Origin of the sequence: Aeromonas fluvialis (assembly GCF_000819885.1) — a bacterium.
Taxonomy (GTDB): domain Bacteria; phylum Pseudomonadota; class Gammaproteobacteria; order Enterobacterales; family Aeromonadaceae; genus Aeromonas; species Aeromonas fluvialis.
The window spans coordinates 86,054-102,398 of sequence record NZ_CDBO01000052.1 but is presented as its reverse complement, the minus strand read 5'-3'; the positions used below and the strand labels follow the sequence as shown (position 1 = coordinate 102,398).

At 60.9% G+C, this 16,345-nt stretch carries 16 protein-coding genes and 1 pseudogene; 9 read left to right on the top strand and 8 right to left on the bottom strand.

Translation table 11 applies throughout. From position 1 onward, the window contains the following. Positions 1–260 precede the first annotated feature (260 nt). The gene (gene ompA, locus BN1125_RS10965; RefSeq protein ID WP_042012333.1) at positions 261–1,355 is read left to right on the top strand and encodes a porin OmpA; all 1,095 of its coding nucleotides are present in this window, start codon (positions 261–263) and stop codon (positions 1,353–1,355) included. Positions 1,356–1,439: 84 nt separating this feature from the next. Here the strand turns inward: ompA and BN1125_RS10960 are convergent. The 7 genes and pseudogenes from BN1125_RS10960 to BN1125_RS10935 form a co-directional block, all read right to left on the bottom strand. Then, positions 1,440–1,724 (bottom strand): annotated as a pseudogene (locus BN1125_RS10960) (YeeE/YedE thiosulfate transporter family protein); the annotation flags it as partial. Positions 1,725–2,024: 300 nt separating this feature from the next. Then, positions 2,025–2,669, bottom strand: a complete 645-nt coding sequence (locus tag BN1125_RS10955) for a LysE family translocator (RefSeq protein WP_042012331.1) — start codon at positions 2,667–2,669, stop codon at positions 2,025–2,027. Between the two features lie 110 nt (positions 2,670–2,779). Next, positions 2,780–3,601: an AraC family transcriptional regulator gene (locus BN1125_RS10950; RefSeq protein ID WP_042012330.1), complete on the bottom strand. Its 822-nt coding sequence runs from the start codon at positions 3,599–3,601 to the stop codon at positions 2,780–2,782. A 66-nt stretch (positions 3,602–3,667) separates the two neighbouring features. Next, entirely contained in the window at positions 3,668–4,570 is a 903-nt protein-coding gene (gene rarD / locus BN1125_RS10945) for an EamA family transporter RarD (protein ID WP_042012329.1), read from the bottom strand. A 123-nt stretch (positions 4,571–4,693) separates the two neighbouring features. Next, complete coding sequence (locus BN1125_RS19255) at positions 4,694–4,864, bottom strand: hypothetical protein (RefSeq protein ID WP_167562315.1); 171 nt, start codon at positions 4,862–4,864, stop codon at positions 4,694–4,696. A 126-nt stretch (positions 4,865–4,990) separates the two neighbouring features. Continuing rightward, positions 4,991–6,487 (bottom strand): aldehyde dehydrogenase, encoded by a 1,497-nt coding sequence (locus BN1125_RS10940; protein WP_042012328.1) that lies wholly within the window; start codon positions 6,485–6,487, stop codon positions 4,991–4,993. A 125-nt stretch (positions 6,488–6,612) separates the two neighbouring features. After that, on the bottom strand, positions 6,613–7,155 hold the full coding sequence (locus BN1125_RS10935; protein ID WP_042012327.1) for a cupin domain-containing protein: 543 nt from the start codon (positions 7,153–7,155) through the stop codon (positions 6,613–6,615). Between the two features lie 186 nt (positions 7,156–7,341). Between BN1125_RS10935 and aptA the strand changes: the two genes are divergently transcribed. From aptA to BN1125_RS10905, 6 genes are all read left to right on the top strand, one after another. Further along, entirely contained in the window at positions 7,342–8,673 is a 1,332-nt protein-coding gene (aptA, locus tag BN1125_RS10930; RefSeq protein ID WP_042012326.1) for an omega-aminotransferase AptA, read from the top strand. Between the two features lie 91 nt (positions 8,674–8,764). Next, a complete protein-coding gene (locus BN1125_RS10925) occupies positions 8,765–10,261 on the top strand; it encodes a CoA-acylating methylmalonate-semialdehyde dehydrogenase (RefSeq protein WP_042012325.1) in 1,497 nt (498 codons plus the stop codon). Between the two features lie 83 nt (positions 10,262–10,344). Beyond that, complete coding sequence (locus tag BN1125_RS10920; protein ID WP_042012324.1) at positions 10,345–11,073, top strand: glutamine amidotransferase-related protein; 729 nt, start codon at positions 10,345–10,347, stop codon at positions 11,071–11,073. Positions 11,074–11,256: 183 nt separating this feature from the next. After that, on the top strand, positions 11,257–12,228 hold the full coding sequence (locus BN1125_RS10915; protein WP_042012323.1) for a LysR substrate-binding domain-containing protein: 972 nt from the start codon (positions 11,257–11,259) through the stop codon (positions 12,226–12,228). Between the two features lie 106 nt (positions 12,229–12,334). After that, positions 12,335–13,174 (top strand): PfkB family carbohydrate kinase, encoded by an 840-nt coding sequence (locus BN1125_RS10910; protein WP_042012322.1) that lies wholly within the window; start codon positions 12,335–12,337, stop codon positions 13,172–13,174. A 333-nt stretch (positions 13,175–13,507) separates the two neighbouring features. Further along, on the top strand, positions 13,508–13,960 hold the full coding sequence (locus BN1125_RS10905) for an Rrf2 family transcriptional regulator (protein ID WP_042012321.1): 453 nt from the start codon (positions 13,508–13,510) through the stop codon (positions 13,958–13,960). 56 nt (positions 13,961–14,016) lie between these two features. On the opposite strand, the gene BN1125_RS10900 is transcribed toward BN1125_RS10905, so the two are convergent. Next, the gene (locus BN1125_RS10900) at positions 14,017–14,538 is read right to left on the bottom strand and encodes a ferredoxin-type protein NapF (RefSeq protein WP_042012320.1); all 522 of its coding nucleotides are present in this window, start codon (positions 14,536–14,538) and stop codon (positions 14,017–14,019) included. Between the two features lie 140 nt (positions 14,539–14,678). On the opposite strand from BN1125_RS10900, the gene BN1125_RS10895 reads away from it, so the two are divergent. Both BN1125_RS10895 and rmuC read left to right on the top strand, forming a co-directional pair. Next, positions 14,679–14,894 carry a hypothetical protein gene (locus tag BN1125_RS10895; protein WP_042012319.1) on the top strand — a complete coding sequence of 72 codons (216 nt, stop codon included), beginning with the start codon at positions 14,679–14,681 and terminating at the stop codon, positions 14,892–14,894. After that, positions 14,891–16,231 carry a DNA recombination protein RmuC gene (gene rmuC / locus BN1125_RS10890; RefSeq protein ID WP_042012318.1) on the top strand — a complete coding sequence of 447 codons (1,341 nt, stop codon included), beginning with the start codon at positions 14,891–14,893 and terminating at the stop codon, positions 16,229–16,231. The genes BN1125_RS10895 and rmuC overlap by 4 nt, the downstream gene beginning before the upstream one ends. Positions 16,232–16,345 lie beyond the last annotated feature (114 nt).

The window sequence follows — 16,345 nt, the reverse complement described above, 5'->3', positions numbered from 1 at the left end:
TCATCTGGCCGTTTGTCATCCTGAAACTCTTCGCTGGGCACAACAAACCGTTGTCCATACACCTGCCTCGAGAGTGGCCAATGATCTGATTTCACACCCCAGAGTCACCATATTGCAGACAAGTTCACACTCCTGATGGGCTGGTCATTTGAGGCTACTTCGGAATGGGATACCCTAAGTCACAGCGAGGCCGCCTGACGGCTTCACACAGGGATAGTGCGCACTCAGGCGCCCATAACGACTTATTGCAGAGGCCAAAAATGAAAAAATCGATGCTTGCCGTTCTGGTCAGTGGTTTGCTGGCAACGGGGGCGGTACATGCCGCCGCTCAGGACAATACCTGGTATGTCGGTGGCAAGGCCGGTTGGTCGAACTACTACGGGGTGGACAAAAACCAAGAGATAGCCAATGCCTTCAGCGCGGTAGGTAACAATAGCGAGAACACCGACGATCTGGGGTTGGGCGCATTTGCTGGCTATCAACTCAACCCCAATCTTGGTTTTGAGCTGGGTTATGACTGGTTGGGCAAATACAAGTTGAAAGGGGGCAGTGGTATGACAGCCCTGAAGGCAGAAGCCAAGAGTCAGATGATTCAGGCCACCATGAAGATCAGCTTCCCCGCAACGAACGTGCTCGACCTGTATGGCCGATTGGGCGGTGCCTACGCTTGGACGGATAGCGAGATCAGCTTCGCCAATATCAACGAGACCGGTAAAAAGCATGGTGCCGCATTTGTTGGGGCGCTCGGCGCCGAATACGCCATCGATCGTGACTGGGCCGCCCGTCTGGAGTACCAGTACACTACGCCGCTGGGCGACGCCTCTCTCGATCGGTCCGGCATCGAGCTGGATAACGGTCTGCTCTCGTTCGGCATGCTCTATCGTTTCGGTCAGCAAGGTGGCGAGGTTGCCGCCCCGGCCCCCGCTCCGGCAGTTGAGCCAGCCCCGGCGGCGGTGGTGCTGCCCAAGACCTTTAGCCTGAGTTCTGACGTATTGTTCGAGTTCAACAAGGCAACCCTGAAGCCGGAAGCCAACCAGGCGCTGGACAACCTGTTCAGCCAGATAGTGGCGGCCAATCCGAAAGACGGGGAGGCCACCGTGGTGGGCTATACGGATCGTATCGGTTCCGACACCTACAACCTCTCCCTCTCCGAACAGCGCGCAAGAAGCGTGGCCAACTATCTGGTCAGCAAGGGGCTGTATGCCGACAAGGTGCGGGTCGAGGGGCGTGGCAAGGCCAATCCGGTGACCGGTGACCGCTGTGCCAGCCAGTCCCGCCAGCAGCTGATCGCCTGTCTGGCGCCGGATCGCCGGGTAGAAATCCATCTGGAAGGGGTCTCCCAGCCGGCACAGTAACCGCCGTAGAGACGACAACGGGAGGCCTGGCCTCCCGTTTTTTATGATGTTTCGTGTGGCAGATCAGAGCCCGAACAGCGGCTGCAGACGGATGCCGATGCCGAACAGGAAGGCACCGACGATGAAAGGAATGCCGATAGCCATCACGTTGCCCACCATGGCATCGCCAAACAGGGCGTGGCTCAAGGAGAGGAAGGTGGTGAACAGCAGGATTTCGATGGCAATGGTTAGCAGATGAATCCGCATATGGTAACTGTTGCGTTTGGTCAGCATCTCGCGCCAACCGAAGACGATGCCGAAGCGGCTGAAGGAGAGGGTGAAGCCGAAGCCGAAGCCGAATCCGATCAGGGCCATCAGAGCCCATTTCATACCAAAGGTGTTGCCTAGCCAGAGTAACGTCCCCCCCCCCCGCGATTGCCACGATGGGGAGCGATCATTTTCGATTCATGATGTTGTTTCCTGTGTGTCATGGAAGATAGCCGAGCATCCTATTCCTCCACGACAAACGGGACCCGTGCTGATTGGCTCTTTACGTCGAAAGTGAAAAGAAAACCCCATCCAGATCAATGTACTGCGCGGCTTGCCCGCAGGGTGAACAGCAGAGTGGGGCTAGTCTGCCGACATGGTGCACAACAGGGGCCAGTACGACAGGGGGTGACGCTTCACTGATCAGGAGAAGGCACGAGAGAGTTCGCCCAGCATGCCACCCAGGATGGAGAGGCTGACGGCGCCAAACAGCAGGCCGGTCACCAGGTTGAGGGGGCGTTGAATCCGGCCGATCAGTTGTTGGGCACGGACGGTGGAGAGGCTCCAGGCCAGGGCTCCGAACCAGAAGAGCGACAGCAGGAATAGCTCCAGCACCAGCAGTCCTCGGGTCAGGCCATCCACCTGGGGTGTTACCATGGCCGCCAGCAGCCCCATGAAGAACAACAGCGCCTTGGGATTGAGCAAGTTGGTGGCCAGGCCGATCTGTACCCCCTTGCGCCAACCGGCACGCTCGCCACCGGCCTTGAAAGCCGGCTCATCCGCCCCTTGCCAGGCGGCCATCAGCGCCCCCCAGCCGAGCCAGCCCAGATAGAGGGCGCCGACCATCTTCACCACCATGAACAACCAGCGGTGCTCGGCGATCAGCAAGCTGATGCCGGTCAGGCTCAGGGTGGCGTGCAGCAAGATGGCGAGCGCGATGCCGAGGGCCGCGCCAAGGGCAGTGGGCCTGTGCAGGCTGGTGCGCAGGATCAGCGCGAAGTCGGGGCCCGGGCTCGCCAGGGCAACGAGATGGATGAGGCCTATGGTCAGAAACAGGCTGGTAAACATGGGCATAACCTCAACGACATGATGAGGTCACAGGATGAAGGAGGTGGGGCCGGTTTGATTGTAAAAGATTGCACCGATCGCCGCTGATTCGTCCGTGCCAGTGGCTGTCGTCAGCCCGGTACGCCTGAGACGGGGCGCATCTGCTGGCGATATTCGGCGGGGGTTAGGCCGAAGGCCTGCCGGAACCCGTGGTGAAAGTGGCTCTGATCGAAGAAGCCGACCGCGAGCGCCACCTCGCTCACCGGCAGGCCGCTGCAGAGCAGGCGCTTGCCGCGCTCCAGCCGCAGTCGCTTGAGCCAGGCGTAGGGGGTCATGCCAGTCTTCTTCTTGAACTGGCGCAGGAAGGCGAAGCGATCCAGCCCGAACAGGGCAGCCAGATCCTCCAGGCTGTTGCGTTCGTCGAGCCGGGCCAGCAGATGGTCGCGCAGGTATCTGAGCTGGGTATCGGCCAGGACGTGGCGTTCGGGGGCGAGATGCAGCAGCTCGCCAAGCAGGGCCAGCAGTTGGCTCTCCGCCAGCAGACCGTCAGGTTCGGGAGCCTCGTCCAGATACATGTGCAGGCGGGTGAAACCCAGATAGAGGTCGGGACGGCTCTGTAGCCCCTTGTCGAAAAAGGGTTCAGGGCTGTCCGGCAGCCAGATGGCCAGTTGTTCGGGGGCGATGGCGAACACCCGCACCTCGTACCCTTCCGGCAGCAGGCTCAGGCCGTCGTGCATCTCGTCCGGGTTGACGGTGGAGAGCTCGCCGCGCACCAGGTTGTGGCTGCTGCCCTTGTGGATGAATCTCTGGCCGCCCTGCTGCACCAGACCGATGTGATAGTCGAGGTGAACATGGCGGCCATAGCTGAACTCCTTGTGGTGGGAATGGGAGAGTTCAACCCCCGGCAGCAGCCGGGATTGCCAGTAGTGGATGCGGGAGTGGGGTGTGCTCATCGTCTATTGATAACCTGAAAGCCGGCTCAAGGTTTGTAGATTATTTCAGCGCGACGAGCCACCCCGTCAATCCTGCTGTGTCACCGGCCGGCGGCTGCCGCTGCGCAGCCCGTCCAGACTGAATAGCACCAGGGCGCTCCAGATAAAGGCGAAGGTGATCATCTTGTCCAGCGCCAGAGCCTCGCCGTACAGGGTGACAGCCAGGATGAACATCAGGCTGGGGCCTATGTACTGGAAGAAGCCCAGGGTGGAGAGCTTGAGCCGGGTCGCAGCGGCGGTGAAGCAGAGCAGGGGGGCAGTGGTGACCACGCCTGCGGCGATCAGCAGCAGATTCAGGTGCCAGCTGTTTTCTGTCATGTGGCTGGTGGGGCTGTCTGCAATACCCCACAGATAGAAGGCGGCCGGGGGCAGCATGATCATGGTCTCGATCAGCAGGCCGGTGAGCGCATCAAGGGCCAGCTTCTTGCGAATGAGGCCGTAGATGGCGAAGCTCACCGCCAGCACCAGGGCAATCCAGGGCAGGGAGCCAAAGGCGATGAGCTGGATCGCCACCCCGACAAAGGCCAGCCCGACCGCCCACCACTGCAGACGACGCAACCTCTCGTTCAGAAACAGCATGCCGAGCAGCACGTTGAACAGGGGGTTGATGTAGTAGCCGAGGCTGGCATCCAGCATATGGCCGTTGTTGATGGCCCAGATGAACAGCAGCCAGTTGCCGCCGACGGTGACCGAGGTGAAGGCCAGGGTGAGCAACACTTTTGGCTGACGCAGCACAGCCTGCACCTTGTGCCACTGACGGCCGAGCAGAGTCAGTATCAGCAGCAGGGCGCACGACCAGACCATCCTGTGGGTCAGGATCTCGGCAGCCGGGACGGCAGAAATCGTCTTGAAATAGATGGGGGCTATGCCCCAAAGGGTATAGGCGCACAAAGCGTAAATAACGCCCTGACGCTGGATCTGTTGCGGCATGCGGATGACCTTTACTGAAGCGTTGGATGCGGGAAAACATCGCAAAAAATCAGTGTAGCGATCCTTTTGCGGGGAAAGAAGTTAATAAATGAAGTTTGGTTGTGGAAGAGAGTGGCTTACCGGTCAGCCTTTGCCGCGGCGGATCTTGTCGACGTCCATCAACAGCCACAACATCAGGGCGATGGCGGAGATCCAGGGGCCCCAGGTCACGTAGGCCTCGCCGTACCCCAGCACGAAGAACAGCAGGGGTAACCCGATCACCAGAAAAAGTACGCTTCCCAGAAAAAATAGCATTTTTGTCTTTTAATTTAACATGTTGGATTTTTTGTCATTATAAGCACTGCACCTGGTGATGGAAGGCCAAAAATGCAAAAGGGGGATGTCTCCCCCTTTGTCTCTGGCTATGGCGAATTTGTCACTTTATTCCAGCTGGATCCAGGTGCTTTTCAGCTCGGTGTACTTCTCCAGCGCGTGCAACGACTTGTCGCGGCCGTTGCCGGACTGCTTGAATCCGCCGAATGGCATGGTCATGTCGCCGCCGTCCCAGTTGTTGACGAACACGGTACCGGCACGCAGGGCGCGGGAGCCTTTCACCGCCTTGTTGAGATCTGCCGTCCAGATTGCGGCCGCCAGCCCGTAGTCGCTGTCGTTGCCAAGGGCGATGGCCTCCTCCAGCGTATCGAAGCCGGTGACCGCCAGCACAGGGCCGAAGATCTCTTCGCGGAAGATGCGCATCTCGGGAGTCACCTCATCGAAGATGGTGGGCTCGATATAGAAGCCACCGCTTTCCAGATTGGTGCGCTTGCCCCCCAGCAGCAGCTTGGCCCCCTCCTGCTTGCCAATCTCGACATAGCGCAGTACCTGCTCCATCTGGATGTGGTCCACCATGGCGCCGATGCGGGTGGCGGGGTCGAGCGGATTGTCGGAGATCCATTCGCGGGCATGGGCCAGCAGCCGCTCCATAAACTGCGGCTTGATGCTGTTTTGCACCAGCAGGCGAGAGGCGGCGGTGCACACCTCGCCCTGGTTGTAGAAGATGGCACCAGCGGCGCTCTTGGCGGCGGCGTCCAGATCCGGCACATCGGCCAGTATGATGTTAGGGCTCTTGCCGCCACACTCCATAAAGGCCCGCTTGAGGTTGGACTTGCCGGAGCACTGCACCAGATGCTTGCCGATCTTGGTGGAGCCGGTGAAGGTGATGCAGTCCACATCCATGTGCATGGCCAGCGCCTCGCCCACGGTATGGCCAAAGCCCGGCAGCACGTTGAGCACGCCGTCCGGAATGCCAGCCTCTTTGGCCAGTCCCGCGATGCGCAGGGCGGTCAGGGGGGATTTTTCGGAAGGTTTGAGGATCACCGAGTTGCCGGTGGCGAGCGCCGGGCCCAGCTTCCAGCAGGCCATCACCAGCGGGAAGTTCCACGGGACTATGGCTGCGACTACGCCCAGGGCTTCCCGGGTCACCAGCGCCAGGGCGGACTCCTCCACCGGCGCGACCTGATCGTAGATCTTGTCGATGGCCTCGGCGTTCCAGGCGATGCAGTTGGCGGCGGCAGGGGCATCGTAGCCCATGGCATCGCCGATGGGCTTGCCCATGTCCAGCGACTCGAGCAGCGCCAACTCTACCAGGTTAAGGCGCATCAGCTCGGCGAAACGTTGCATGATCAGTTTGCGCTGCTTGGGTGGCAGACCGCTCCAGCGTTTATCGTTGAAGGCATCGCGCGCGGCCTGTACCGCCAGTTCGGCATCGGCGTCGTCGCAGGCAGCCACTCTGGTTAGCAGCTTGCCGTTGGCCGGGTTGATACAGTCGAAGGTGGCGCCATTAACGGCATCCCGATAACTGCCGTTGATAAAGGCTTGCGAGGGCAGGGTCAGATGGGCGGCCTTGTGTTGCCACTGGGCCTGGGTCAGGTCACTCATGTTCACTCCTTGAACCGGCAAAAGTCAGTTTCCGCGTATCACTATGCTAAACATCCTGCCACATGTAAATCCACCTTGTAACAATTCATTAAACGTTGGCAACAGGCCGACCCCATATCACCCTGTTAGAAACTGGCGGGGGTATTGGCTGAAATCAACACGCACTCCTGCTCGCCCACATTGCGAAAACGGTGGGGGGTGCGGCTGTCAAAGTAGTAGCCATCGCCCGGTGTCAGCAAGTAGATCTGCTCGCCCACGGTCACTTCAACTTCGCCCTTGATGACGATGCCGCACTCTTCACCCTCGTGGCTCAGCATGTCGTCGCCGGTGTCGGCACCGGGTGGCAGCACTTCCTGCAACATGCCGATGGCGCGGTTGGCGCGGCTGTGGCCCACCAGCCGGTAGCTGATGGGATGCGTGCCGAGATCTGGCATGTCGGCGGCGCGGAAGATCACTTCGGAGTCCATTTCGGTCTCGTCGGTAAAAAAGCTGGCCAGCGACATGGGGATCCCTTCCAGTACTTTGCGCAGGGAGGCAACTGACGGGCTCACCTGATTCTTTTCGATCTGGGAGATGAATCCGTTGGTCACGCCCGAGCGTTTGGCCAGCTCGCGCTGGGAGAGGGCCGCCTTGGTGCGAACCGCCTTGAGACGGTGACCGATATCCATCGATAGACACTCCTTGACTGTTTACTATTATTAAATTTGTGTTAAATATCTTATACCACCCTGTAGCGTCATCTAGCTAGGGGTGGCATCAGACAGGGCGATAATGAGCCCTTTTTTATGGATTTAGGTGTTTAATTTAATAGGCATAGGCCGATAGTTGCTAAACACCTTAAGGATGAGGTGACCATGAAACCGATCAGCGACATCAATACGCCCTCCGACATGTCCGCTTTCTGGATGCCGTTCACCGCCAATCAGCAGTTCAAGGCGGCACCGCGTATCCTGAAGTCGGCAGCGGGGATGTATTATCACTCAGAGGATGGCCGCAAGATACTGGATGGCACTGCCGGACTCTGGTGTTGCAACGCGGGCCATGGTCGGCGCGAGATTGCCGAGGCGGTCTCCCAGCAGATTTCCCACCTCGATTTTGCCCCCACTTTCCAGATGGGCCACCCCCTGCCGTTCGAGCTGGCCAACAAGCTGGTGGAGATAGCGCCCAAGGGATTTGGCCACGTCTTCTATACCAACTCCGGCTCAGAGTCGGTCGATACCGCCCTGAAGATTGCGCTCGCCTGGCAGCGAGCCCGTGGTCAGGGCACCCGCACCCGACTGATTGGCCGTGAGCGCGGCTATCATGGGGTCGGTTTTGGCGGTATTTCGGTGGGGGGCATTCCCGGCAACCGCAAGTGGTTCGGCTCCCTGCTGACCGGCGTTGATCACCTGCCCCACACCCTCAACATCGCCAAGAATGCCTTCACCAAGGGGTTGCCAGAGGAGGATGTGGCGCTGGCCGACGAGCTGGAGAAGATCGTCTTCCTGCACGATGCCAGCAATATCGCGGCGGTGATCGTCGAGCCCATCGCCGGCAGCACCGGCGTGCTGATGCCGCCCAAAGGTTACCTCAAGCGGCTGCGGGAGATCTGTACCAAACACGGTATCCTGCTGATCTTTGACGAGGTGATCACTGGTTTCGGCCGCCTCGGTTCCCCCTTTGCGGCGCAAGAGTTTGATGTCATCCCCGATATGATTACTTGCGCCAAGGGGCTGACCAATGGCGCCATCCCCATGGGGGCTGTGCTGGTGCAGAAGCACATCTATGACGACATGATGGCCGCAGGCAAGGGGGCCATCGAGCTGTTCCACGGCTACACCTACTCCGGCCATCCGGTGGCGGCGGCCGCTGGTCTCGCGACCCTCGAGATCTATCGCAACGAGAACCTGCTCAGCCGCGCTGCCGATCTGGCGGGCTACTGGGAGGAGGCGGCCCATTCGCTGAAGGGCTGCAAGCATGTGAAGGATGTACGCAACTACGGGCTGGTGGCGGGTATCGAGCTCGAATCCATGCCGGATGCGCCGGGCAAGCGCGCCTATGAAGTGTTTGTCCGCTGCTTCGAGAAGGGGGCGCTTGTCCGGGTGACGGGGGACATCATTGCCCTGTCGCCACCCCTCATCATCGAGCGCAGCCAGATCGACGATCTCTTCACCCTGCTGCAGGATGTTCTGCAGACACAACCCTAATCCATTTGATGGCCCCGCACTGGCGGGGCCTTGCGTTGGCGCATATCAGAAAGCGCAACGCAGTCACCACATTAGATATCACGGAGGATACATGACATACAGGGTCAGCAACTTCATCAACGGCAAGCGCCAGGAGAGTCGCAGCGAGCGCCAGGGTGCCATCTTCAATCCCGCCTGCGGCAAGCAGCAGGGGAGCGTCGGGCTCTCCAGCGCTGCCGAGTGTCAGGAGGCGATCGCCATCGCCGAGCGCGCCTTTGCCGACTGGTCGCAAACCCCGCCGCTGGTGCGGGCCCGGGTCTTTTTCCGCTTCAAGGCGTTGATGGAGCAGCACAGGGACGAGCTCGCCCAACTGATCAGTCGCGAACACGGCAAGGTCTTCACCGATGCGCAGGGTGAGCTGACCCGCGGTCTCGAGGTGGTGGAGTTTGCCTGCGGCATCCCCCATCTGCTCAAGGGGGAGCACTCCCTCAATGTGGGGCGCGGGGTGGACAGCTACTCCATGATGCAGCCGGTGGGTGTCTGCGCCGGTATCACCCCGTTCAACTTTCCGGCCATGGTGCCGCTCTGGATGTTCCCGGTCGCCATCGCCTGCGGCAACACCTTCATTCTCAAGCCATCCGAGAAGGATCCCTCCCTCTCGTTGCGGATGGCCGAGTTGCTCAAGGAGGCCGGTCTGCCAGACGGCGTGCTCAACGTGGTGAACGGTGACAAGGAGGTGGTGGATGTGCTGCTGACCGATCCGCGGGTCGGCGCCGTGTCGTTTGTCGGCTCCACCCCCATCGCCCAGTACATCTACGCCACCGCCTCGGCCCACGGCAAGCGGGTGCAGGCGCTGGGCGGCGCCAAAAACCACATGGTGGTGATGCCGGATGCGGACCTCGAGCAGGCGGTCTCCGCCCTGATGGGGGCCGCCTATGGTGCGGCCGGTGAGCGCTGCATGGCGATTTCGGTGGCCGTGGTGGTGGGTGACGAGACCGCCGATGCCTTGGTGGCCAAACTGACACCGCTGGTGGAAAAACTGCGGGTGGGCCCGGGGCTGGGCCAGAGCCCGGAGAGCGAGATGGGGCCGCTCATCAGCAAGGAGCATCTGGCCAAGGTACGCGGCTACGTGGATCAGGGGGTGGCCGAAGGGGCCGCGCTGCGGGTCGATGGTCGCACGCTGAGCCACGACGAGGGTTACTTTATCGGTGGCTCTCTGTTTGACGAGGTAACCCCCGAGATGCGCATCTACCGCGAGGAGATCTTTGGCCCGGTGCTCGCCATCGTGCGGGTGCCGGATTACGAGACGGCGCTGCGGCTCATCAACGAGCACGAGTACGGCAACGGTACCGCCATCTTTACCTGCGATGGCGACACTGCGCGGGACTTCACGGTGCGGGTAGAGGTCGGTATGGTAGGGGTGAACGTCCCCATTCCGGTGCCGATGGCGTTTCACAGCTTTGGCGGCTGGAAGCGCTCCATCTTCGGGCCGCTCAACATGCACGGGCCGGATGGAGTTCGCTTCTATACCCGGATGAAGACGGTGACGGCGCGCTGGCCCCAGAGCCTGCGCAGTGGTGCCGAGTTCTCCATGCCAACCATGAAGTGACGCGCTGGCGCGTGCTCATGGCCTAACCTCTTGCCCCCGCCGGTCGATGATTGGCGGGGGCGAACTCTGTAAAGGAACAACAGATGCGATTGGGAATTCTCGATTGTGACCGGCTCGATCCCGATCTGGCGGATCGTTTTGGCCCCGTTTACTCCGAGATGTTTATCAGGGGCTTTGCAGCCCTGGCCCCCGAACTGGAATTTCGGGTCTGGTCGGCTCTTGATGGGGAGCTGCCGGAGGATCTGCACGAGTGCGATGCCTGGCTCATCACAGGTTCGCGCCACGATGCCTATAGCGATATCCCCTGGATTCAGGCGCTGCGGGCGTGGATACGCCAGGCGCACGATGCCGACGTCAAGCTGGCCGGTGTCTGCTTCGGTCATCAGGTGATCGCCCAGGCGCTGGGTGGCGAAGTGGTGAAGTCCACCAAGGGGTGGGGGCTGGGAGTGTCGGTACATCCCATACTGGCAGATGAACCCTGGATGGCGCCGGCGCGGGATCAGATCCGCATTCTGGCCAGCCATCAGGATCAGGTCGCCCTACTGCCACCGGGGGCGACCCGGCTGGCAGGCAATGATTTTTGTCCATACTTCATGTTTTTACAGGGCGATCATATCGTCGCCATTCAGGGGCATCCGGAGTTCTCGGTGGAGTACAACCGGGCGTTGATCGAGCGTCGTCGTGGCCTGTTACCCGACGAGCGCTACCAGAGCAGCCTCTCTTCGCTGGAGGGGGAGGTCGACTCGGCCACCATGATGCAATGGCTGTTGCAGTTTCTGGGGATCCTGCCGCTGCGGGCTGGCGCGGCCTGAGCCCGGTTTGTCAGCCACCCCTTCGGATGCTAGATTTTGTAGCAAAATGAAGGATCAAGCGCTGAGATGTCGGGAGCGAATGGTACACTGGCCGCCCATGTGGCGGCCTGTTTGTCTGGCTTGATTGCCGTCCCGGCCTGAGCCAAACCTGTCTGAGCCAAACCAGTGTGAGAGTGTGACGCCTTGAAACTACAGCAATTGAAGTACCTGATCGCGATCCGGGACCACAACCTCAACGTCTCGGTGGCCTCCGATGCGCTCTATACCAGCCAGCCGGGGGTAAGCAAGCAGATCGGCCTGCTGGAGAGCGAGCTGGGGGTGAGGATCTTCGAGCGTCGTGGCAAGCACCTGCACCGCATTACGCCGGTGGGGGAGGAGATCATCAAGTGTGCCGAGGCGATGCTCAACATCGAGAGCAAGATCAAGGCGATTTCCCGCGAGTATCTGGACCCGACCGTGGGCACCCTCAATATTCACACCACTCATACCATCGCCCGCTACCTGCTGCCCAAGTCGGTCACCTACTTCACCAAGAAGTACCCCAAGATCTCGTTCCACCTCCATCCGGTGATGTCGGCGAGCAAGGAGCAGATCAGCAAGGGTTACTCCGATTTTTCCATCGTTGCCCACGAAATTGGCTTCGACAAGGAGCTGATCGCGCTGCCCGCCTACCTCTGGACCCTTTCGCTGGTGGTGCCGCAGGATCACCCGCTGGCCAAGGTGAAGAAGCCGACCCTGGAGCAGCTCTGCCACTACCCCATTCTCAGTTACGAGAGCGGTGCCACCGGTCGTCAGGTGCAGGACGAGGTGTTCCATGCAGCGGGGCTGACCCCGAGCTACTACATGACGGTGATGGACGCCGGGGTGATCAAGCGCTACGTGGAGCTGGGCTTTGGTATCGGCATCATCTCCTCGCTGGTGGCCAACGACACCGACAGCCCCGGGTTGGTCTCCATCAATCTGGAGCACCTGTTCAAGCCCTGCCCGGCCCAGATCTGTTTCAGTAAGAGCATCCTGCTGCAGAACTACATGTATGACTTCATCAGCTCCTTCTCGCCCCACCTCACCAAGGAGGTGATCCAGAGCGTGATGCAGCAGCCGAGTCAGGCGCGCATCGACGAGCTGCTGGCCGGGGTAGAGCTGCCCATCTATTGATCCCGATCGGATTCCCGATCGCTGCCGGTTGTCTCTTCTGTCAGGCTGGGCTCTACTCGGGGTTCAGCCTGTCTCTTTTGGGCTATCTCCATCGTCCGAGGTCTCTATGTCCCGCATTCTGCTGCTTGCCAATCTCAACTGTGATCATGTGCTTTCCCTCTCCGAACCACTGGTGGCGGGGGCCCGTCTGCAATATGTGGATCAGGGGCGCAGGCTGGGAGGCGGTGCGGCCAATACCGGCATCGGGCTGGTGTGGGCGGGCCACGAGGTGACCATCGCCTCCCGCATCGGGCTGGACGAGACCGGCGACTGGCTGCTGGAACAGGCGGCCGGTCACGGGCTGGATTGCAGCCATGTGGAGCGCTTTGGCGGCGAGACCGGCGAGCTGCTGATCCTGGTGGACTCCACCGGCGAGCGCACCATACTGCGTCGCCCGCGGCGCCCCGATCTGCCCGGCGATCTGCCGCTGGAGGGGGTGGATTGCCTCTATGTGAACTATCCCGGCACTGCCATCATCAGCTACATGCGCCAGATGCTCAGCAAGAGTTTCGTGGTGGCCCAGTATCCTAAGGGCGGCCAAGCGCGCCGTCCCTGCCACGTGCTGGTGGCCTCCCGCTCAGATCTCGGGGAGGTGAGCGACCCCTGGCATCACGCCCGCCAGCTGGCGGGGGAGCAGCTCGAATGGCTGGTGTTGACCGAGGGCAAGGCGGGGGCGGTGGCCATCCACGGCGACGAGCAGATCAGGGTCGCCGCCCGGCCGGTGTCGGTGGTCGATACCACGGGGGCGGGAGATGCTTTCGCCGGTGGCCTGATCCATGGTCTGGCGCGGGGTATGGCGATCAAGGATGCCCTGCAGTGTGCAGTGGACTGGGGCGCGTTCGCGGTTGCCTCCGAGAGTTCCATCCCTTCGCTTGCACTGAAAAACTGGCTGAAACAGCCCCACTGAACCACCACTCTGCCGGCCGATTGAGGGGTGGCGCGCGGCCTGCGCGGCGGCTTGTCGAAGGGGCTTGGTGAGGGGGGCGGTTCGGGATATTTACCCGCAATAAAGCGGGTAAACACCGGGCTAACCCGGCAAGTTTGCGATCAATCAAAGAAAGTGTCGATTTATGTGCATCTTCATCGACACCCGGTTGTGCTGCTCTTAACCTGTCACTCCGCAACTCAGATTAAGAGACAGGCCCCCCTCTGGCAAACAGCGGCAAACCGGTTGTCTCCTGCCTCTTAGCTCAATGTTGTCGTCCTGATTCCTGGCTTGTAGTAAGAGGCAAGTGCGACCATGCAACTGACACGATTTACCGACTACGCCCTGCGTACCCTGACCTTCCTGGCGGTGCAGCCGGGAGATCGCCTGTCGACTATTACCGAAGTGGCCGATACCTTCGCCATCTCTCGCAACCATGTGGTCAAGATAGTGCACCAGCTTGGCATCAAGGGGTACATCGAGACGGTACGCGGCAAGCATGGTGGCATCCGCCTCGGTCGCTCTGCGGTCTCCATCAATTTGCGGGATGTGGTGATGGACATGGAGCATGTGCTCTGCCCGGTCGACTGCAAGCGCGAGAACTGCCGCCTCTCCGGTGGTTGCCGCATTCAGGGCATTCTGCGCCGCGCCATGAACGCCTTTCTTGAGGTGCTGGGTGAATACACCCTAGCCGATGCGGTGCGCGATCCGAACCGTCTCTGCCACCTGTTGGGTATCGAGCAGGAGTCCATTGTGACCATGGCCTGATCGGGCGCACAATAACGAACAAGATGTGAAAGGGGCCTGATGGCCCCTTTTGCTTGTCAACGACAGCCCGGTTGGCGGATCAGGGTAATGGCGCCGTGCAGGCAGGCGAGGCCACAGGCACCGCAGCCATTGCAGGCGTCCATGTTGACGTTGATGCCGTCGGCGCTGACCTTGATCGCCTGCTGGGGACAGGCATCTTCACAGAGCAGGCAGTAAAAGCCCTGCCGTGCCTGGCAGCTCTGTTCAATCTGAACCCGGGTCTGCACCTGGCGGCCCAGTTGCAGGTCGAGGGCGCCAGTGGGGCAGGCTCTGGCGCAGCTGCCGCAGTAGCTGCACTGGCCGCAGGCGAGATCGAGCATCGGCGTACCGGCGATCGGGGTATCGTTGTATTCGGGCTGGTTGGCCGGTTTGAGCAGACCGCGCGGGCAGGCCTTGAAACACTCGCCGCAGCGGGTGCAGAGGGAGAGGTACTGGGACTCTTCGATGGCCCATGGCGGGCGCGCTTCATGGCAAACCACGGCGGGCTTGCGGGAAGCTTGCCAACCTTGTGTCAGCCAACGGAGGAAATAGTGAGTCATGCTCGCCCCTGATACCTATTAGGGGTTAATTTTATCGAAGTTTCGGGAAGCAGGCCAGAGAATAGCGGCCGTCAGGATCGCAAGGGCTGTTGCCCTTGTGTAAGCTAGGCGGGTCTTTTTACGTGGTTGAATGAGAACATATGTGGCTATTTCTCTGGCGTGCTTCCCTGCTCTATGTCTTTCCCCTGCTGATGTGGGGCTACTGTCGCATCAAGGATATCGAGTTCGCCGAGCTCGATACCGGGGTCAACAGCCACAAGTGGGTGGTGCTGGCCGCCTATCTTATCTATGTGGTGCTCTGGATCTTGGTTAACCGCCATCTCGAACTCTTCCTGCGTCAGCGGAGCCGTAAATGATCGAGCCCGGACTCTGGATCATCCTGTTGCCTGCGGCCCTGCTGGCCCTTGGGCTTGGCTGGTTGATCGGGCGGCGGGCAGCCACGGCGCAGGCTCAGGAGCTGATGTTGGCGCAGGAGCGTTATCAGGCGTTGCAGGATCGCTTCGACGAGTTGCATGATGAGCGGATGCAGGGCCAGCAGAAGCTTGATCAGCAGCAGACCCTGCTGATCAAGCTCACTGCCCGCCTCAAGGATGCGGAAGCGACCCTGCGCAGCGAACGGCTGGCCGCCGCCGAGAAGCTGCAACTGCAACAGGAGGCGGAGCAGCGCCTCAGCCAGCAGTTCGAGAACCTCGCCAACCGGATCTTCGAGCAAAACTCCGGCAACTTCCGCGAATTGAACCAGAACAGCCTCGATCTGTTGCTCACACCGCTCAAAGAGCAACTTGAGGGCTTTCGCCGTCAGGTGGGTGAGACCCACGCCCAGGAGACGGCCCAGCGCCACAGCCTCAAGTTCGAGCTGGAGCGCCTCGCCGAGCTCAATGCCCGCATGACCGAAGAGGCGGCGGCACTGACCCGCGCCCTCAAGGGCGACAGCAAGCAGCAGGGCAACTGGGGTGAAGTGGTGCTGGCACGGATCCTCAGCGAGTGCGGCCTGCGCGAGGGCCACGAGTACCACACCCAGGTCAATATCGAGGTGGAGAGGGGCAAGCGCTGCCAGCCCGACGTCATCGTCCACCTGCCGCAGGAGAAGGACATCATCATCGACGCCAAGGTGTCGCTGACCGCCTACGAGCGCTGGTACAACGCCAAGGACGAGCTGGAGAAGGCGGTGGCGCTGAAAGAACACGTCGCCTCGGTGCGCAACCATATCCGCGAGCTGGGCCGCAAGGATTACCAGCAGCTGCCCGGGGTGCGCACCCTCGACTATGTGCTGATGTTCGTGGCGGTGGAGCCCGCCTTCCTCACCGCGATGGAGGCCGATCCCTCGCTGGTGCGTTATGGCCTCGACCACAACATCCTGCTGGTGAGCCCCACCAACCTGATGGTGGCGCTGCGCACCATCGAGAACTTGTGGCGCTACGAGCGGCAGAACCAGAATGCCCGCCAGATTGCCGAACGGGCCGGCCGTCTTTACGAAAAGCTGCGGCTGTTTGTGGAGGAGATGCAGCAGATGGGCGGCAGTCTGCACAAGGCGCAGGAGAGCTACGACAAGGCGATGGGACGACTGGTCAACGGCCGTGGCAACCTGATTGCGCAGGTCGAGCGTTTCCGCGAGCTGGGGGTCGAGGTGACCAAGAGCCTGCCCGAGCCGCTGGTGGAGCGGGCGCTGGAGCGCGACAAGGAGCAGGAGTAGTTTTTACCTGCACCGTCATCAGCAAAGGCCCAAACCCGGTTTGGGCCTTTTGCTATCTGCCTGCTGGCCCAGTGCTGACTTATCATCAGAAATCCGCAAATAACAACGGCCCAC